Origin of the sequence: Bacillus coahuilensis m4-4 (assembly GCF_000171615.1) — a bacterium.
Taxonomy (GTDB): Bacteria; Bacillota; Bacilli; order Bacillales; family Bacillaceae_K; genus Bacillus_T; species Bacillus_T coahuilensis.
In genome coordinates this window covers 12,245-31,016 of sequence record NZ_ABFU01000061.3, presented here as the reverse complement: position 1 = coordinate 31,016, position 18,772 = coordinate 12,245, and the positions used below count along the sequence as shown (strand labels likewise).

The window sequence follows — 18,772 nt, the reverse complement described above, 5'->3', positions numbered from 1 at the left end:
AGTACCATACTCACACTATATCAAATTATGAAGAGCTATTCAAATAGTATGAATCAAAAAAAGAACAAACATTCGGACTTTCAATGCATTCTACGCCAGACAAAGTCCGTGTCCCTTTACCTTATATGGGATGTACGCTATCAGCAAAAACAAGTGGATCTCCATTATGAAGATGAACTCTACTAAAAAGCAATACAAACATTCACTAGACCTACTCTACCTAGGTGAATGGTCAGCAAATTCTTCAAAAGAGGGGGAAGATGTCAACAAAGAATACGATGACTTCGTTCAATACGTGTATTCATTTGCCAAAGACTTCAGCTACAATGACATTATCACCTATGAAACTAAATTTGATGCTTATTATCCGACTCTCGCATATGAGAAAGTATGCAAACATACATAGACGAGAACGAGAACGACGTATTCTGGATGCAATTAGCCATACGCCTGGCTAAAAGAGACCTTGCAGATAATATGGACATCCTTACTAGAAAGGATGAATATTTACGGAAATTCTTGGAACTAGAGGAAAAATATGAAGTACAATTCTAAGAAAATGGACTTAGAAATTTAGTATTGAAGAATCCACGGTAAAGCTTGTTGAGTAGAACAAGAGTATATTATTCACCCTTCTTATTTATACTCCTGTTGTATATTCACTTATGATTGCTAGGAGACTTCAAGGGGTCGGAAAAATGATAGAAAATTCTGATTAAAGCGTCATTGGAACCGTCCCCGTGATTCCCCAGACCATCTGAGCACACACCTTATTCATCTTCATCGTTTTATCTGACTCACTCTCACTTTGGTCCATATGCAAATAAGCTCTTCTCGCACCAATATCGAGTTCGTACCAGTTCGATGGCACCCTCATTTCCAGATAAGTTCTAATGCTCTCTGCAATCGGATTTTCTTGGGTATGAGCGGCCTGAAGTTCATAGGCCTTTTCTTCGATATCTTTACTTAAAGCCAAGGTCTCTCCCTTTTCATACAGTACCTTCGCCTCCGCCCAAATTTGATCGACTTCCTCAGCCGTTAAATCATCCCACATGTTTTTCCTTCCATCACCGTTTACTGTAATCGGTAAAAAGCGCCGATTTCCTGTTGGATCATTCAAAAAATCATAATCATTGGTTGTTCCAAAGAATACACACTGTCGCTTGAATGTTTCATTATGTCTCCCATATGCAACTCGGAACGTATCCTCTGACTTGGAAATAAAGTGCTTTACTGCTTCCGTGTCTACTTTCTTCGTGGCCGTCAGCTCTGCCATTTCCAAAATCCATGCTCCTTGAAGCTGTTCATAGGCTTCTTTGCCCTTTACAGTGATTAAGGAATCCGAGTGCCATTCTTTGCCTATAAGCTTAATAATGTAACTCTTCCCAACACCTTGAGGGCCAACAAGGACCACGCAGTAGTCAAACTTCGTTCCAGGACGATAAATTCTTGTCACTGCTGCAATTAAAATTTTTCGGGTGAAAGTTCGAACGCACTCATTATCCTCAGCACCAAGGTAATCAACCAGTATGGTTTCAATCCGCTCCTGGCCATCCCAAACAAGATCATTTAAATAATCTTTAATCGGATGAAATGCATATTTCACTGCCACTTCACTCCAAGCATCCGCAATAACTCCCGCTCCTTTTATGCCATAAACCGAGTAAAGATAGTTTCTTAAACTTGCATCATCCGTATCGGACCAATATTCACCCCGTTCGACACCCCGCCAAGGTAAATCATCTTTAATGACTACCCGATGAACAAAATCATTCAATGCAATACGGTCCTTTAAAGCTGGATCATGTTCAAGAATAAGGATGACATTCGGTGCACTGGAGACGATGTTTCCTTTTTGATCTCTTGTCAGTTCTGCTAGCCACTCCATCTCTTCATCTTCAAAATCATCAGCTGCAAGGTTCAACTGTTCTTTGCCGAGTGTTAGTTTGACCTGATTGTCTTTTAACGCTTCTTCCACCATTGCTTTATAAGAAGGCAAACGATTGATCGGTGTTCCTTCTTTTACTGCTTCATCTAAGTCACCAAATAAATGAAAACGAACTAAATCAAAAGCATTACAGAGCCTTCCACCAATAGGGTCTGTCGAATGATGAGAATAAGCAAAGTCGCCATCTTCATAAATTACCAATCCACCTGCTGTGGAACCAGCTGAATACGTGTAACGGTTTGGATCCTCACAAGGGATATAGATATCACTCAAGTATTTCTCAATCACATCTACGACCGAGTACGTTCGGCAAAAGGCACCGACTACCCCATCTTTACCTTTCGGGTCTCCTTGCTTATCCGCTAGCTTTTTTCTTTCATGAACCGTTCTGGAACTTTCCGGCCAATAAGATGAATCTCTCCAATCCGGATATCTGGCCAGCACTACATCAGGATCAACCCAAGGCTCGTCCAACACTTTAAAGACAAACTCCCCATCTGATGATGTCGATGGCCAGTACATCAGTCGGTGCACTTGATAGGTGGTATCATCAAAGAAATCCATTCCAAGATCTGCAGCTATCCTTCTTGCAATAGGTACATATTCATCGGCAGTAACAGGTCTGGATAAAGGAATAACTAGCCTTAACCTTGGATTCTTCGGATGGTGTTTATGAGTAGAGTACATGGCGCACCCGTAACCAAACATGGTCTCAACAGATGCCCACAAGTCCCCTTTCACAAAGTCAGCATCTAGAGAAACAATCTGCCGCCAAACTACACTGTCATGTTTTCTTCTGCCACCCTTTAAGGTGCCACCGACAAATCCACCCACATCTTTAATCTCATCCTGTTTTGATTTAGAAAGCTTTTTATATTCCTCATACGTTTCATGAGTTCGAATTGTGCTACTTAGCTTCTGAATTACCTCGGACCAAAGCATTTCACGATTTTTCCAGTTCAATTCTTTTCTGTTTCTTCCGGTTGCAATCGTAAGATTTGCATCATGTTTTAAACTATGGCTTCTTCTTTCACTGAGCTCTTTCACATCTACCAGCCCTCCTTCGTAACACAGTACCAAGGCCTTTTTTGGCTCCTTCCAAATCACCAGAAAGAGCCTGACCTTTCAATGTTTTCATCATTTGTTTTGGTAGTACATCTTTGTACCGTTTTAAGTCCATTAGAAATTTCACTGTATCCATGTCAGCCAATCCTTATCGCTCCTGTTCGAATGTTAATCCTTCTTGTAATAGAAGGTTTCAAAGCTATCCGCCCCGAGAGGTAGACCAGGTGCCCAATCAATCGATTGACCCATTATGTTTTCGACTTCTTCCATTGACCCAGTTGCAATAGGAACATCAAGAATGACTTCATCGTGGACATGGAAATTAATGCGGTATCCCGCCTCGTCCAATCGAAGCATCGATACAGCTAGACAATCTCTAGCAATGGCCTGGATAATATTCTCCGTAAGCTTTCCGCCATAAGTAGGAATCCTGCCCCACTGCTTGGAGCCTTGTTCCGTTCCCTCATAAGTGAGTTGTTCCTTTCCAAAGCGCTCGTCTATCCCGATTTTCGGTCTAACATATGCAAGAGAACGCCCTGATGGCAGCGTGATAAATAATATTCCTTTGGTGTAATGGAAGGTAAGTCCGTGCTGCATCTTCACGACTGCTTTTTCCTTCACAGCTTTGATTGCTGCTGCTTCAATGCCCCACCAAAGTTTCACGATTTTCGGATTTGCTTCTCGCCAAGCGGAAACTAACTCTGGAAGTTCATCTTCGGTCAAACCCATTTCTAAAGCCCCCATCTGCATCAACGCCCCTTTAGAGCCACCGTATCCAAGAGCCAATTCAGCAATTTTACCTTTTTGCCTAAGCGGACTACCTTTATCAATCGTTTCTATTGGTACTTTAAACATCTGTGCAGCAGAGGCTTCATAAATTTTCCCATGAGATTGAAACACATCCATCCGCCATCGCTCCCCTGCAAGCCAAGCAATCACCCTTGCTTCAATTGCTGAAAAGTCGGCTACAACAAAACGGTGGCCTTTTGATGGAATAAAGGCCGTCCGGATTAACTGCGATAATACATCCGACACACTCTCAAATAGAACTTCCAATGCTTCGTACTTCCCTGACTCCAATAGTTCTCTTGCAACCTGTAAATCTTTTAAACTGTTTCTTGGTAGGTTGTGAATTTGGACAAGCCTTCCTGCCCAGCGGCCTGTCCTACTTGCTCCATAAAATTGTAACAACCCTCTGACCCGTTGGTCCGAACCAACAGAACGTTCCATTGCTTCATACTTTTTCACTGATGTTTTGGACATTGCTCGTCTCAATTCCAACAGCCTCTTAACTTCAGGATTTTCCACTTCACTCATCAGTGCTTCAACATTCTTCTTTGCAAGGCTATCGACTTCTAATCCTTGCTTCAACAACCACCCTTTTAACTGCGCTGGACTATTCGGATTCTCGAGTCCTGTTAAACGCACAGCTTCTTCGATGAGTTCGTCTTGGAAAGCTTTATCCGCTTTAATTGCATGATTTACTAGGTTCGTATCGATAACGACACCTTCATCATTAATCTTCTGATCTAACTCCCACAACTCTTGTTCCATTGTAGGTAAAGGGAACACTTCGAGCTTCTTCCGTATTTCCCTTTCCACCTCAACGTCCTGTTTGCAGTAATCCTTAAAGGTATCCCACCTGGCTGGATCATGTTTCGGTAAATTCCGAGTCCTTCCACCATTTACTTTTGTAGGTTTACAAGGTATTGAAAAATATCGAATTAAGGCTTTACCTTCTTTCATTTTTTGACCCTGTAACTTCAAGCATTTTGCCACGCCATCAAGATATCCTGGCAAACCAAGCATCAATGCATGGACAGACGTGCACCGCCATTGTTCCGGTGGCATTGGTATTTGAAAGTGTTTGGCTAAACAAGTCCGCTCAAAATTAGCATTATATGCTGTCTTTATAACAGTTGGATCTATCATAGCTTTTAAAATGTTGGCTGGTATCTTCTCACCAGAAGCCAAGTCAACAATCTCCACCTCTTCGTCGTCAACAGCATAGGCAAAGAGAAGAATTTCAAAATCCGCTGATTCACTGTAGGCGTAGACCCCGCATTTTACGAGGTCCACCTTACTGTATGTTTCTATATCGATGATTAATGTTTTCATCTCATCAACCTAAGATGTCGTCGCCTTCTTCATCTGAGAAGTCGTTTTCAGCACTGCTTCGACCACCTAAAGGTTCTCCATCTTCTGTTTTCATGACATTTTGTAATCCTGCTGCAATTCCACGGTTTCCATTTACATTAAACCCATAAAACGTTAAACTTACTCGACCATAGCAACCAGAGTAAAATTCACTTTGATCGATCATTGGATTTAAATCTGCATCCACGATACCAGGCTTAATCTTACTGTTAGCGTTAATGAAGTAGGCATCTGTATATGCATCATCATCTTCTCTGTCTACATCTCCATCACGAAGTGGAGTTTTTAAGTTGGATGGCACCTTACCTCCGAACTTATCCTTATTTTCTTGAGTTGCTTTTTGGATAGCATCATTGATTTTTTTAATCGTCTTCTTGTCCGATTTTGAGATGATAATACTCAATGAATACTTCAAGTCACTTCCATTAACACTTACTGGCTGATGCACATTCGCATAGCTGAATCTTACCGGGTTTTCTTTTGTACCAATCGTAATCTTTACCATTATTATTTCCTCCTCATTATTGAAAATCTACTGCTGGTGATGCTTTTATTTCTGGTCGCTTATCTTGTTCGGGAACCAGCTTAATTTTTCCCGGTGCTTTGGTAACAAGTGGTCCAAGCAACTCATTAAACGTCTTTTTACCAAGCTCTTTTTCAAGTGTGGTAATTGTGTTTAATGTCTTTTTGTAAATTAAATCATGGTCATATCCTGCATCAGTAAGAGCTTGAAGCACTGCTTCTTCATCGGCATATTTTCTGCTTCCTCTACCTYCCACCAACTTCATTCGCGGCCACAGCTTGTTTTCACTTATCGCCTTCGTTAAGGCAAATTCCTGAACATCTTTTGCCCAGCTAACAAGTTGATCAATGGTATTTAGTACTTCTACCACTTCTTCATCAGATAGAAGAGGTGGTTTTTGAAAATCCATGCAAGCTAGTTTCAGATTTTCTTCTGCCCTCGCTCTGCATGTTGATTTCACCTTGCAGAACCTGCAGTGGTCGCCAGCGATAAAATCACCCTCACCTCTGAAAGCTAGTTCTGCTTTTGGCTTTACAACCGTATCCGCCCATTCAAGCAGATCATTCACTGACATTTCAAATGAAGAAATACTATCGAGTCTCGGCTGACTGATTGTCATATGAATGGTTTCAAGATCATCATATAAGAAACCAAATTGGTTTATAGCACCAAGAGCGTACAGCTTCATTTGCGTATTCTCATAAGCACTGACCGCAATCCCTTTTCCATATTTAAGGTCGATAATTTCTAACGTCTTCTGACTGATAATCGTCGCATCGGATGTACCAAAACCTTCTGGAACCCATGGACTGTAATCCAAGCGTTGTTCGAGCATAATCACTGCATCCTTTGTGACTGCTTTCGCTTCATTAAACCGCTCGATGCAAAAATCTTTGTGCAAGTTTGTTGCCTTGTCCATTTCTTCCGTATAGAGTGGATCCGAGCGAATCTGTTTTAACTTCCTTGTATACTTTTGTCTTGAAATAAGCCCTACTTCCTTAGCAACCTTAAGCTCTGCTAGCTCATGAGCCAGACTTCCTTCCTGAGCATAGACTGATGTTTCCTCTTCCATAGACTCCTCCAACCTTGGAGACATGGTACAAACCATCCATCTATGTGCACCAGATGCAGAAAGCAATGCGTGTTGTAACATTACAGTTCCTCCGCTTTCTTGAGTAACTCTACATATTTTCCAGTAGGAATATCACTAAGTTTCTTTGCACCAAATTCGGTGATAAGAGCTTTCACCTCGGCTTGTTTTCCGTCTTGTGATAATGAAGCGAGTTTGGCTCTAACCTTTTCCAGAGTGGTAACGTTTTTGGTTGCCTTAGGCTTGGCATTTTCCTTTTCATGTTGTTTGGCTGGCGCTACTTCCTTCACAGAATTAATTTCTGTTGGTGAACTTTTTGTTCTCAATACATTTGCAAAATTATTGATGGCTGACACAACACCGTCTAAGCCTTTAACATCAATTTCAATTTTCATTATAAAAACCACCTTTTGTTTGTATTGACTATATTCAACAGGTAACAATTTATTGACTATAAACTGTTACGTTCGGTAACACTTATTCCAAAAAAAATAACTTATCCAGTGATTCCTCAGGCAAAGCTTTGCGAATTGCACCAATAGCTTTTGCTCCTGCACCTCTTTTTTTACTTAGTATGCGTGAAACTGTTGCAGGGGATAAGCCAGCTTTTAAAGCGAATTGCCTCTCAGACCACTGTTTTTGCTTCAAAATCTCTTGAAGATACTCAACATTAAGTCGCATGGTTGTTTCACCTCTTTTTGTTTTACATTTGGTAACATAGGCCAATTCTAACACCTTGATTTACCACACGTCAATCAATATCGCGAATAAGTGTTGCCATTTGGTAGCATTTTATGTATAATGAAATTGAAATGGAGGGTTATAAATGAGCTTTGGTGAGTATTTGAAACAATTAAGAAAAGAAAAGTCCATATCTCAAAGGGAACTTGCTGAAAAATCAGGAGTAAGTAATGCAGAGATTAGCAGGATCGAAACTGGCGGAAGGCAAAAAATCTCACCTGACGTATTAAGAGCCATTGCTCCGATTCTAGAAATTTCTTATGAAGAACTTATGGATAAAGCAGGATATATCAGTTCAAATGCTAACTTTATGTCTGAACATAGAGAAGCGGAAGAACGATTTATTGAAATAGTTACACCTAAATTAATTATGGACGGTTGGGGAGTCGAATATACAAGAAGAGGTCCTACTATTGGAGACATAGTAGCAAAGAAAGGGAAAAAAGAGTGGCATATCGATTATAGATATTTTCGTATACGGGAAGACAATGACAGACATTTTAGATACGATATGCGTGCACGAGAAACATTATGGAGAACGTACGGTAGATTAGCTGTATATGATAAAGATGATATTAGCAAATATACAATAGCAGTAAGTGATGAAAAAATATATGAGATAGTACTTAAATACCCTCCTAAATTATTACGGCTAAAAGTCACTGCTATGCTTATAAATTTAGAAGAGGGCAAAATTATCGACGAACAGATATTAAATGGATAAAAAAAATTTAAACATGACAAATATACCCGCCGAGCATTATGCCCAGCGGGTAATTATAATTTCACCTAATCCCTACTAAATAAATCCCTAGTATATACCTTATCCTCTACTTCACGTAAATCATCAGATAATCGATTGGCAACAATAACATCTGATACTCTCTTAAATTCTTCGAAGTCATTAATCACTCTAGAATTATAGAATGTACCATCTTGAAGTGCTGGCTCGTACACAACAACTTCAATTCCTTTTGCTTTTATGCGCTTCATAACCCCTTGAATAGCTGACTGCCTAAAGTTGTCAGAGTCCATTTTCATCGTAAGACGATAGATTCCTACAACTCTAGGCTTCCTTTTGATAATCATTTCAGCAACATGATCTTTCCTTGTTCTGTTGGCATCTACTATTGCTGCCATGATATTATTTGGAACATCTTCATAATTAGCTAGTAACTGCTTTGTATCTTTAGGAAGGCAATAACCACCGTATCCAAAGGAAGGATTATTGTAGTGTGTACCTATCCGAGGGTCTAACCCAACACCGTCGATAATTTGTTTAGCATCTAACCCTCTTACCTCCGCATAAGAGTCTAACTCATTAAAGAAAGCAACTCTCATTGCTAGATAAGTATTAGCAAATAATTTAATAGCTTCAGCTTCTGTTGAATTGGTAAATAAGACTTCAATATTTTCTTTAAGTGCACCTTCAACTAATAATTCAGCAAAAACTTTTGCTCTTTCAGACTGTTCCCCAACAATAATTCTTGAAGGATAAAGGTTATCATATAACGCCTTGCCTTCTCTCAAAAATTCAGGTGAAAAAATAATATTTTCGGTCTCAAATTTTTCTCGTACTGCTTCTGTATAACCTACCGGTACTGTAGACTTAATAACCATTACTGCATCCGGGTTAATAGATAAAACGTTAGCAATAACAGCTTCAACAGTTCTAGTATTAAAATTAATTTTTTTCTAGGATCATAATTTGTAGGTGTTGATATGATTACATATTCGGCATCCTTAAATGCTTTATAATTGTCCGTTGTTGCAGTTAAATTTAATTCTTTTGTTGCTAAGAATTCTTCAATCTCATTATCTATTATAGGAGACCTTTTATTATTTATCATATCTACTTTTTCTTGAATAATATCTAGGGCTATGACTTTGTTATGTTGAGCTAATAACACTGCATTTGATAAACCAACATAACCTGTTCCAGCTATCGTAATTTTCATTTGATTATTACCTCTTCCATATTGTTTAACATCAAATGGCTTTGATAAGTCGACTTATTACTATTCTATTTCAATTTTAATTCTGAAATTCCAACTGTACCAAACCTATAATCTATATAAACTTACCTAAGGTGTTTCCATGAAGCCATACTAGCTTCATTTAAGAATATCATTCTTTAATCAAATAGTTTTCAAATAATTCAGGATAATTTCATTTATATTATCATTATTTGAAATAAACGGTTTTGGATTGAAGGAGCTAATTCCCAACAAACAACTTTTTAATTCTTCTTTATTTTTAGCAACCATTACATAATTCTGTGACTCAAATAAGTTACACAAATCTAACTGGTGATTATCCCCATGTTCCCCATACTCCACGAGCCTAGGAAACAATATTAATTTTTTCTGCAGCTTTAACGTAGAAGTCACAGTACCGGTACCCGCATGAGCTACCACAACATCAGCTTCATTTAATATTTTTTTAAAATCGTCATCTGAAATAAGCGTAAACTTTTTATAATTTCGTGGGGTATAATTATCAACGCATTGAAAAAGAACATCCTCACCTTTTAAAATTCCTTCATCACAAAACTCATCAATAATTTTCAATAACCTTAAAAATTATACTCTTTACCCGTTCCTGTTGCTACGAATACTTTCAATATATCCATCCTCCATATACTGCCTTCGGGTAGTACTCCAAACACTTTTTATGCTGTACTAGAAATAAGTTAGCTATATTATACTTATAAATGAAAACCCCAGCTTTACTAGGTTCATTCATTTTAGCAAACGTTTCAATATATATAACCTTTTTGCGAAATAGTCTAGCAAAAACACATGTTGGTATTACAAACCCTGCTCCAGTTGTAACGATCACATCAGGATATTCCTTGACAAAAATAATAAACTGTTCAAATACCATTTTAAAGCATTCTATTAATCTATAAACTTTACTTCTATTACTTGGACCGCTGACTAAATATTTCTTTTTTTTGTAAATGCCTAGTCGATTCTGTATCATTAATAACATAGTAATAATCATACTCTTTGGTTACCTTGTCTAGCTGCTTTATTTGCTCTAAATGGCCTCCCGCAGCAGAAATGAAACATATCTTTAATTTTTCCCTTTTCAAAGAGATAACCTCCCGTCATATAAAAGCTTCCTAAAACTGTTCTCCTAATCTATATCTTCAAATATAATAATGTATTAACTTTAAAACCTTATGAAAATATATGCTATATTCTTCGTCTTTGAATCTTTTTAGAATAGTTTTTAAAGTTGACACTAAATTATTGTAGTCAAACAATAAGAATAGAATAAAAAGTGTAATAATTCCCATCATTATTGCCACTATAAGTGTTTCATATATACTAAAGCCAATTAAATTAGCAAGCGACTTAGTTAAAAAAGCTATAATTATAGATATAGATAATGGACTTAGAATATCCTTTATGATCCATAATGGACTACCTTTTAGACTTACTTTATTGAATACGTATAGATATACAAAAGCGGAAATCGTCATTTGAATAAGAAAAGATATAGCTGCACCTAGTAACCCAAAATTTTTAATGAATATCGGTGTTATAATTAGTACATATGGAATATTTGCAAGAGTTTGTATAGTGTTTATTTTTGTTATTCCACTTGCAAGTAGATACTCATATGCTATTTGTTGGATTGCATTTAGTGAGAATCCAATCACCAAAAAAGAATGCTGCATAACCCATTAATTCCGCAATTTCTGAACTCCCTGTCCAAACGTAGAGAAGTTCAAATGCAAAAACCGCAATATATGCAGCCATTGCGGTAATACAGATACTTGAAAATTTATTTATACGATAAAAAAGCTCTTTTTGTTTAACATATAAGCCTACTGAATTATAATATGCAAATCTTGAAAACGCTGCAGTTCCAATAGCTGTGGGAATAAAAGTGGTTAATGTTGCCAAAGTAAAAGTTGTATTGTATGCACCTCCTGCAGTTAGAGGTAAATGTTTACTAATAATAATCTTATCAACTTGGGTATTTATCGTGTAACCAATAGCAATTATTCCTAGTCCGATTGCATATCTCCACACACTCTTCAGAACAACTAAATCCTTTATATTCCAATCTAAAATTTCATCGGATTTCAAATATTTAATAACTGTTCTCCTTAATACCATATAATAGATTATATCAATTGCAAGATACCAGATATAGAAGGCTCTTATATCATTTGAAACGTAGATTAGCACACCAATTACACCAATACTTTTGGCAGCAGACCAACACACCTGAAATACATTAGCTTTTACTTGGTACTCCAATCCAAATAAACATCCTGAAAATAAATTTGCCAAAAGCTGAATTGCAATACTGGCTCCCATTAACTTAATGGTTAATGACACTGTATCTTTATTAATCGAATGGATATTTAACCAATTATAAGCAATATAATCAGAAGCTAAAAAACAAGCACCGATGATTAACACTGCAATAATTATATATATAAATTCTGCAGATTTTAGAAGCTTGTATTTTCTACTCTTTTCACCATCGCTATCTCCACCTGAAGCAAATTCTTTTCGTAGCGTCTTGGATAAACCCACACTTAGAAGATTAAGTACAATTTGCATTGTGATAAAATAAGTTATAAGACTATATGCTTCTATCCCAAGCAAACCAATATACACTGGAATAAAAAAGGAATGATGATGTCATCGTCCAAGTTCTAGATACCAAATTTGCTACTGTATTTTTTCCAAGCTGATTTCCCACTATATTAACCTCACTAAATGTTCTAGATATTAAACATATGTCTTAAATTCACTTTCTAACTTTTTTTAATTATTTCTTCTTTACAAAAAGATTTTTCTGTAATTTTAATAGCCTGTGATATTGTAATTGTTTCATTACAAACGTACTCAGTTTTCAGCAACCTTTTTATTTTCCCTTGTAATATAGCGTAAGCGTATTTATACATTCTCTCCAAACAAACAAAACCAACTTTGATATAATCATTTATAGTATGAAGATGTTCTCTAACCTCATTTGCATACTCAGAATTCCGTAAAAGAATCCGTGCATATATTGCATGCCAATTCATTTTGTTAATATACTCGGTTTCTTGCATGGCCTCTAAAGCTTTTATACAGGATTCGGGCCAAATTGTCCGTCCAAGCCATAGTTTAGGAATCCGTGCATTCCAGTTTGCTTCCACATCATCTGATAATTGAGATACTCCAGTCAGTTTTCCAGTATGAGCGCCTCTTAATCCCATTCCACCTGCACTTTTATAGCTTTTCCCATCAATTATTAATGGGTATCCAATCTTAAAAAATTTCCTCACTATTAAAGACGCCGCAGTAGCATTAGCCATATCAGGACTAGGTCCCGGAAAATAACTCCCCGTTCTCGTTTTTATTTCCTCTAATATTTCCTTTGATAAAATTCCATGATATACCCTTGGAAGTAACTTTATTTCTTGCATACCATTCGATAAATAGCGACTAAGGACCTGTTTAGAATCTATCTTTTTAATTCTGACATCACTTTTATTAAATCTGAAAGGAATAATCTTAGGGTTATGAGCAATAACATCTGGCCAGTTATATGTTGCAACATCAAATGTACAAGCATCTATAGAATACTTCTCCATTAACTTCACAACTTCAATTAACTGTGTTGCAACTGCATCATCGTCCCCAATATAGCAAACATACTTACCCGTTGAATGCTCCACTGCAAGTTCACTATTTCCAGTCTGGGATAACTTTTTACTTTCATAAAAATATTTAATATGTGGCCAATTTAACGTCCTTATATATTCCTCAACTTCCATATTGTCAGAATTATCTTGAACCACAATCTCTATTTTATCGGATCCAATGTCAATAATTGCACTTAAACATTCTATTAAATAGTTAAAACGATTTTTTGTTGGGATAACTATACTCAATAAATAATCCATCCATATATCCTCCAAATAATCTTTGATCATGGAATCAAAGTGTTCTTTATAATACTTACATATATAAACATAAACAGTTGTTCAGTTCGATTATATCTTATTAATCTATTTTTCAAATTCTAATTTTTGCTTATTATTGTAAGCATAGAGGAACGCAAAGAAGAAGCTTAGATATGCTGCAGTAAACGGGCTCGAAAAATAGGTCATAATTGCTAGAATAATTACAAAAAATTTAATGTACCGACTTCCTCTACGAAAGGCCGAAACTAACAGAATTCCTAAGATAAGTACTGAAAAGTAACCACATTCATATAAGAATCTATAGAAACTACTCATATAAAGAGATGACTCTCCACTTCCGTAACCTATACCAATCCATTTCATATTTTCGGGCAATGACGTAAAATATACACTTGTACCAATTCTTCCTGCCAATGCTTCGCCACCTATGTTTCCTCCATCCAAAACACGATTTAATGTATTTTGTACTACGGGTAACCCAAAGCTAAACAATAAAGTACAAACAGCTACCATTCCTACTAAGATGCCTATACCAATTCTTTTTCTATAAATTCTAAAAACAAAGTTTGCACAATACCACATCAAAAAAACAATCCCTAGAAAAAGATAGCCTTGCCCAGAGGTAGAAAGTATCATTCCAAAGGAAATTACAAATACGCTTGTCCAAGGCACATTCCAATAACATTTTTTGGTTTATATTCACCAAATAAAGCATATGTCAGATATAATATCGCAGACATTGCAAATTGTGAAGGTTCCATGTATAAACCTGAAGGTCTATAAAATGACGATATTACTTTGTCATAATACCCTTCTTCTCTAAATAAAAAAGGGAAAGTTGCAGGTATTTGTATTCCTAGAAAATAATAAAAAGTATGTTGTATTATCATCATAAATACAGATATATATAATATAACCTTTAACGTTTTAAAGCCAATATCTTTATTAAATATTGGCTCCCGAGTATAAATATTGTAAGAAGCCAAAAGGATGTTCTTCCCCATGATAGTATACTAGTATTACTAATTTCTATGCCCTGGACTTTAAATGAGACCAGAATATTAATCGTTATAAAGGCTATAAATAGTATTATTGGAGTAATAATTCTAATCTTACCGCTAGGATTAAACACGAATATAACAAAGAAAAAGATTATAAGAAACATAGCCATATTAAACATACTTAAGGGACTGTTATAATACTCAAGAATTGGGATTAAAGGTATAAAAATTGAAAATAGAATAGTTATTACATTATTTTTTTGTAGCTTATTTTCCATATTCACCTAACCTTCACAAAGTGCGAATTATTATTAACACTGAATCAGTGCCTTCTTGGAAGCATTCTAACCATAAAAGTTTTACACCAAAAAGTAACATCTATTAACCTGGGTTTTTTAGTTTTGATTACAAAATTAAGAATTCTACTATATAGATTTAAACTATCATTTGCCCTAATAGATTTTATAACTTCATCATTTTCAGAAATGTATGTTTCTATGATAACTATTCTATGGTCGGATTTAAGATATGAATCTTTCCTATATAAGTTATTTAAGAATGTTTGAAGTAGCCGAACTTTTGTTTGACGATATAAGTCCGCAATTTTCTCTTTGCTTAGTGGGCAACTGTTTAAAAAACTATGTGTAGCCTCTAGAACTTGATTACTGTAGTAAGGAAAGTCGATTATGTGTCTTTTAGATAAGGAATTAGAATTGTCGCCATTAACAAAATAAATACATGCCTTGTTTATACAACAAACATCCGCAAACGACAACACTCGTAAAAAAAGTTTCTATCTTCTCCATAACTCATATTTTCATCAAATCGCAAATTATTATCTTCAATTAGTGCCCTTCGAATAAGCTTCCCTGCACAATATCCTACTTTTCCTTTATGAAAATAATTAATCTTATTCTCACCATAGAATACTTCTGCAACACCTTCATAGTTTGTTCTTTCTTTCTGACTAAACATGTATTTGCACTCACTAACATCTGCACTTTGCTCTTCTGCAAACTCCAGTAATGATTGAAGTGCATTATTGCTTATTGCATCGTCTATATCCAAAAAGAAGACATAATTCCCGTGTGAATTTTCAAGCCCAGCGTTTCTTGCGCTAGATACCCCACCATTCTTCTTATGAATAACCTGGATTTGGCTGAATTTCTCTGCGTAATCATCTGCTATGCTTGGGCTGGTATCAGTAGATCCGTCGTTCACTATTATTATTTCAAAAGATACGTTTTTTTGGCATAATACACTTTCTAAACATTGCTTGATCCAGGTTTCTGCATTGTACATAGGTATTATTACTGAAATATCAAATTTAGGAACACCTTGCATAGCTCTCACTCACTCATTCCTTTGGATTATATTTATATTTTTACATATTTTAGACCCCATACTTATTGCTGTTACTAGGTCTAACATTTAAAACACATTACCTAAGCCCAATTAAGTTTAGATGCATTTATGGTTATATACATCTGCACATATTTATTTCACTACTTTTATAGCAACATCATTACTCCGACTAACTACCAAAGCAATTCTAAACACCAGACACTCTATTGCATTTAGATAATCTTATTACTTATTCATAATTATTAAAATCGCTGCCACATCTGCTTTTCTCTAAAAGCGATAACTTCTCTTCCCGAAATTATTAATAATGTGGGTATAATTCTTTGTGTTGGTAAATCCACTCTTTCATCTCTACTATCATTTGTTCATAGCTTGGAACAATAAAAGAAAAGTCCATTCTATTATTAATAAGGGATTTATCTAAGTTTATAGCCTCACTCTGTCTAATAACTACATCGTTACCCCTCAAATGTTTATTGAAAAGTCCTAGCAAATCAAATTTTGATATACTGGTGTTGTTTACAAGGTTGTATATCCCAGTTAGGTCCTCTTGTATCGCATGTTCCATAGCTTTTGCAAGAGTTAGAGTTGTAACTCCTGTCCATATAGCCTTAGTATAACCGTTTATTATTCCTTCCTGTTTCATAAACCAATTTAACAAACCAATTCCCTTTTCATTCATATCAGGACCCACAATTGAATTACGAAAAGTTAAATTCCGATCATCTGATACTTCACCCAAGGCCTTAGTTCTATCGTAAAACGTTTCTCCATCTCGAAAACTATTCTCGTCGTACGGTCCATTATTCCCAGAAAACACACAGTCGGTACTCATATGGATTAATTTTGTATTTGAACCCTTCAATGAATCCGCAATAAAATGTGGTAGATAACTATTTAAATATACTGCCCTTGACGGCTCTCTTTCGCAATCTTGGTTCAAGACACCAATGCAATTTATCACTACATCATACTTCTCATCATTTAATGCAGACAAGATGTTACCTTTATCTGTAGCATCACCTATTATGTTTCCACAATAAGGAAAATTAGTTCTAGTAAAAGCAGTTACATTATGCCCCTGCTCTTGAAGATAAATAGCGATTGTATGTCCAGCCATCCCTGTCGCTCCTAAAACTAACACTCTCATACTCTTTCAACCCCGCTCCACTCACGAAGTTCGTCTTGAATATATTCAAGACTAAGGAGTCGTTCTTTAATTTCTTCAACAGTAAGAATCTTAGTATTATTAGAATTATATTCATCAGTAAGAGTTATAGCCGCTGATCCTTCTTCAAGGTATTTGCCGTAGTTAAGGTCTCGATTATCTGCTGGAACCCTATAGAAGTTCCCCATGTCGATTGCCTTAGCAGCCTCTTCTTTTGTCAGCAAAACCTCATACATTTTCTCACCATGACGTGTACCGATAATATTTATTTCATTATCACTACGAAATATCTCCTTTAAGGCTTTAGCAATATCCATAATATAGGAAGCTGGAGATTTTTGAACCATAATATCACCTGTCTCAGCATTCTCAAATGCATATAAAACCAAATCCACAGCCTCATCAAGGCTCATAATAAAACGGGTCATGTATGGGTCAGTAACTGTCAAGGCTTGGCCTGATTTTATCTGTTCAACGAATAATGGTATAACAGATCCTCTTGAAGCCATTACATTACCATAACGTGTTCCACAAATAAGAGTACTATCAGGGGAAACCGTCCTTGATTTAGCCACGAATGTTTTCTCCATCATTGCCTTTGATATTCCCATAGCATTGACAGGATAAGCTGCTTTATCTGTAGAAAGACAGATCACCTTTTTAACACCAGCCTCTATTGCAGCTGTTAATAAATTTTCGGTACCTATTACATTTGTTTTCACAGCTTCTAAAGGAAAAAATTCACAAGAGGGAACTTGTTTAAGTGCTGCTGCATGAAATATATAATCAACTCCATGCATTGCATTTTTAAGACTTCCTGTGTTACGAACATCACCAATATAATATTTTATTTTTTCGCTCTTATAATGGCGGCGCATATCATCTTGCTTTTTTTCATCTCTAGAGAAAACTCGTATTTCTTTTATTCCTGTATTTAAAAAACGCTCTAAAACTACATTTCCAAAAGAACCTGTGCCACCTGTTATCATTAAAGTTTTATTTTCAAACATATATTTCACCCTTTTTTAATAGATTTTAAGTTAATTGTACTTTCAAGTTTATTTTTAACTTTAGTTGAATTTATTTCTTTAAAAAGATCAATAAATTTAATAGTATTTACTTTCCTAGAAAAATGTTTTTCGCCATATACCTTTGCTTTCTCTGCCATTTCGTTAATTCTTTGGGGATTAGTGTATAGATATTTTATAGCTTCTGCTACTTTTTCAGGTGAACTATTTGATACTGAAACTCCAATATCATTTTTATTAAACATCTCATAATAATCACTTGTTTCCTCAACTGAGTTTAAAACTACCCTTCTACATGCCATAAGCAATGTTGACTTACTAGGGAAACCAGTACCTATGACACCTCTTTTTAAAGGAATCAGACAAACTGAACATGCACTATACACATCTGGAACAATCTCAAGAGGTTGAAGTGGATAGAAAGTAATATTGGTTAACCCTTTTTCCCTAGCTTCAGCCACAAATTGCTCTTTAGTATTTCCATCTCCAATAATTTGAAATACTATATCTGTCTCTTCTTTTAAGAGGCAAGCAACTTGAAGTATCATTTTATAGTCCAAAACATATCCTATTGTACCAGCAAACTGAACATAGAATTTACTGGTATCAATTTTATACTTCTTAATAAACTGGTTCTCTTCGATTGGGACTTCAATTACCGATTTATCATCATACCAATTTGGAATAACATGTACTTTGTCTGGAGTTATTTTAAAATTTTGAACTTTTGTCTTCATATCATCCC

General features: G+C 35.9%; 20 protein-coding genes and 1 pseudogene. 3 read left to right on the top strand and 18 right to left on the bottom strand.

Annotated elements, in window-relative coordinates:
• The first annotated feature begins 166 nt into the window (after positions 1-166).
• Both M44_RS16820 and M44_RS27145 read left to right on the top strand, forming a co-directional pair.
• A complete protein-coding gene (locus M44_RS16820; protein WP_010175514.1) occupies positions 167-406 on the top strand; it encodes a hypothetical protein in 240 nt (79 codons plus the stop codon).
• Entirely contained in the window at positions 391-555 is a 165-nt protein-coding gene (locus M44_RS27145; protein WP_010175513.1) for a hypothetical protein, read from the top strand. The genes M44_RS16820 and M44_RS27145 overlap by 16 nt, the downstream gene beginning before the upstream one ends.
• Before the next feature lie 160 nt (positions 556-715).
• Here M44_RS27145 and M44_RS23950 read toward each other — a convergent pair whose 3' ends face one another.
• The 7 genes from M44_RS23950 to M44_RS16775 form a co-directional block, all read right to left on the bottom strand.
• A complete protein-coding gene (locus M44_RS23950) occupies positions 716-2,995 on the bottom strand; it encodes a virulence-associated E family protein (protein ID WP_010175512.1) in 2,280 nt (759 codons plus the stop codon).
• Positions 2,979-3,158 carry a hypothetical protein gene (locus M44_RS23945; RefSeq protein ID WP_010175511.1) on the bottom strand — a complete coding sequence of 60 codons (180 nt, stop codon included), beginning with the start codon at positions 3,156-3,158 and terminating at the stop codon, positions 2,979-2,981. Before M44_RS23945 ends, M44_RS23950 begins: the two co-directional genes overlap by 17 nt.
• Positions 3,159-3,181: 23 nt before the next feature.
• On the bottom strand, positions 3,182-5,131 hold the full coding sequence (locus M44_RS16795) for a DNA polymerase (RefSeq protein WP_010175510.1): 1,950 nt from the start codon (positions 5,129-5,131) through the stop codon (positions 3,182-3,184).
• Positions 5,132-5,135: 4 nt separating this feature from the next.
• The gene (locus tag M44_RS16790; protein WP_010175509.1) at positions 5,136-5,675 is read right to left on the bottom strand and encodes a DUF2815 family protein; all 540 of its coding nucleotides are present in this window, start codon (positions 5,673-5,675) and stop codon (positions 5,136-5,138) included.
• A gap of 16 nt (positions 5,676-5,691) precedes the next feature.
• Positions 5,692-6,846 carry a DUF2800 domain-containing protein gene (locus M44_RS16785; protein ID WP_010175507.1) on the bottom strand — a complete coding sequence of 385 codons (1,155 nt, stop codon included), beginning with the start codon at positions 6,844-6,846 and terminating at the stop codon, positions 5,692-5,694.
• Positions 6,846-7,178 (bottom strand): hypothetical protein, encoded by a 333-nt coding sequence (locus tag M44_RS27535; protein WP_010175504.1) that lies wholly within the window; start codon positions 7,176-7,178, stop codon positions 6,846-6,848. The genes M44_RS16785 and M44_RS27535 overlap by 1 nt, the downstream gene beginning before the upstream one ends.
• 82 nt (positions 7,179-7,260) lie before the next feature.
• Positions 7,261-7,518 carry a helix-turn-helix domain-containing protein gene (locus M44_RS16775; RefSeq protein WP_237705324.1) on the bottom strand — a complete coding sequence of 86 codons (258 nt, stop codon included), beginning with the start codon at positions 7,516-7,518 and terminating at the stop codon, positions 7,261-7,263.
• A 91-nt stretch (positions 7,519-7,609) separates the two neighbouring features.
• Here M44_RS16775 and M44_RS16770 point away from each other — a divergent pair, with 91 nt between their 5' ends.
• Positions 7,610-8,248 carry a helix-turn-helix domain-containing protein gene (locus tag M44_RS16770; protein ID WP_010175500.1) on the top strand — a complete coding sequence of 213 codons (639 nt, stop codon included), beginning with the start codon at positions 7,610-7,612 and terminating at the stop codon, positions 8,246-8,248.
• 65 nt (positions 8,249-8,313) lie between these two features.
• Here M44_RS16770 and M44_RS23940 read toward each other — a convergent pair.
• From M44_RS23940 to M44_RS16705, 11 genes and pseudogenes are all read right to left on the bottom strand, one after another.
• Positions 8,314-9,482, bottom strand: a pseudogene (locus M44_RS23940) (nucleotide sugar dehydrogenase).
• Between the two features lie 180 nt (positions 9,483-9,662).
• Entirely contained in the window at positions 9,663-10,094 is a 432-nt protein-coding gene (locus M44_RS16760; protein WP_010175498.1) for a glycosyltransferase, read from the bottom strand.
• 49 nt (positions 10,095-10,143) lie between these two features.
• The gene (pssD, locus tag M44_RS23935) at positions 10,144-10,518 is read right to left on the bottom strand and encodes a PssD/Cps14F family polysaccharide biosynthesis glycosyltransferase (protein ID WP_337444156.1); all 375 of its coding nucleotides are present in this window, start codon (positions 10,516-10,518) and stop codon (positions 10,144-10,146) included.
• Between the two features lie 632 nt (positions 10,519-11,150).
• Positions 11,151-12,155 (bottom strand): MATE family efflux transporter, encoded by a 1,005-nt coding sequence (locus M44_RS16745; RefSeq protein ID WP_162013685.1) that lies wholly within the window; start codon positions 12,153-12,155, stop codon positions 11,151-11,153.
• A 152-nt stretch (positions 12,156-12,307) separates the two neighbouring features.
• Positions 12,308-13,444 carry a glycosyltransferase family 2 protein gene (locus M44_RS16740; protein ID WP_010175488.1) on the bottom strand — a complete coding sequence of 379 codons (1,137 nt, stop codon included), beginning with the start codon at positions 13,442-13,444 and terminating at the stop codon, positions 12,308-12,310.
• Between the two features lie 105 nt (positions 13,445-13,549).
• Positions 13,550-14,050, bottom strand: a complete 501-nt coding sequence (locus M44_RS16735) for a hypothetical protein (protein WP_237705323.1) — start codon at positions 14,048-14,050, stop codon at positions 13,550-13,552.
• 62 nt (positions 14,051-14,112) lie between these two features.
• On the bottom strand, positions 14,113-14,451 hold the full coding sequence (locus M44_RS27140; protein ID WP_237705322.1) for a hypothetical protein: 339 nt from the start codon (positions 14,449-14,451) through the stop codon (positions 14,113-14,115).
• 762 nt (positions 14,452-15,213) lie between these two features.
• Positions 15,214-15,810 (bottom strand): glycosyltransferase family 2 protein, encoded by a 597-nt coding sequence (locus M44_RS16720; RefSeq protein ID WP_237705327.1) that lies wholly within the window; start codon positions 15,808-15,810, stop codon positions 15,214-15,216.
• Between the two features lie 322 nt (positions 15,811-16,132).
• The gene (locus M44_RS16715; RefSeq protein ID WP_010175478.1) at positions 16,133-16,981 is read right to left on the bottom strand and encodes an SDR family oxidoreductase; all 849 of its coding nucleotides are present in this window, start codon (positions 16,979-16,981) and stop codon (positions 16,133-16,135) included.
• On the bottom strand, positions 16,978-18,009 hold the full coding sequence (locus tag M44_RS16710; RefSeq protein ID WP_010175476.1) for a polysaccharide biosynthesis protein: 1,032 nt from the start codon (positions 18,007-18,009) through the stop codon (positions 16,978-16,980). The genes M44_RS16715 and M44_RS16710 overlap by 4 nt, the downstream gene beginning before the upstream one ends.
• Before the next feature lie 5 nt (positions 18,010-18,014).
• Positions 18,015-18,764 (bottom strand): glycosyltransferase family 4 protein, encoded by a 750-nt coding sequence (locus tag M44_RS16705; RefSeq protein ID WP_237705320.1) that lies wholly within the window; start codon positions 18,762-18,764, stop codon positions 18,015-18,017.
• Between the last annotated feature and the right edge of the window lie 8 nt (positions 18,765-18,772).

Coding starts and splice junctions, on each gene's coding strand:
- M44_RS16820 (WP_010175514.1), top strand. CDS start 167: ATGAAGATGAACTCTACTAAAAAGCAATACAAACATTCACTAGACCTA.
- M44_RS27145 (WP_010175513.1), top strand. CDS start 391: ATGCAAACATACATAGACGAGAACGAGAACGACGTATTCTGGATGCAA.
- M44_RS16795 (WP_010175510.1), bottom strand. CDS start 5,131: ATGAAAACATTAATCATCGATATAGAAACATACAGTAAGGTGGACCTC.
- M44_RS16790 (WP_010175509.1), bottom strand. CDS start 5,675: ATGGTAAAGATTACGATTGGTACAAAAGAAAACCCGGTAAGATTCAGC.
- M44_RS27535 (WP_010175504.1), bottom strand. CDS start 7,178: ATGAAAATTGAAATTGATGTTAAAGGCTTAGACGGTGTTGTGTCAGCC.
- M44_RS16770 (WP_010175500.1), top strand. CDS start 7,610: ATGAGCTTTGGTGAGTATTTGAAACAATTAAGAAAAGAAAAGTCCATA.
- pssD (WP_337444156.1), bottom strand. CDS start 10,518: ATGTTATTAATGATACAGAATCGACTAGGCATTTACAAAAAAAAGAAA.
- M44_RS16740 (WP_010175488.1), bottom strand. CDS start 13,444: ATGGATTATTTATTGAGTATAGTTATCCCAACAAAAAATCGTTTTAAC.
- M44_RS16720 (WP_237705327.1), bottom strand. CDS start 15,810: ATGCAAGGTGTTCCTAAATTTGATATTTCAGTAATAATACCTATGTAC.
- M44_RS16715 (WP_010175478.1), bottom strand. CDS start 16,981: ATGAGAGTGTTAGTTTTAGGAGCGACAGGGATGGCTGGACATACAATC.
- M44_RS16710 (WP_010175476.1), bottom strand. CDS start 18,009: ATGTTTGAAAATAAAACTTTAATGATAACAGGTGGCACAGGTTCTTTT.
- M44_RS16705 (WP_237705320.1), bottom strand. CDS start 18,764: ATGAAGACAAAAGTTCAAAATTTTAAAATAACTCCAGACAAAGTACAT.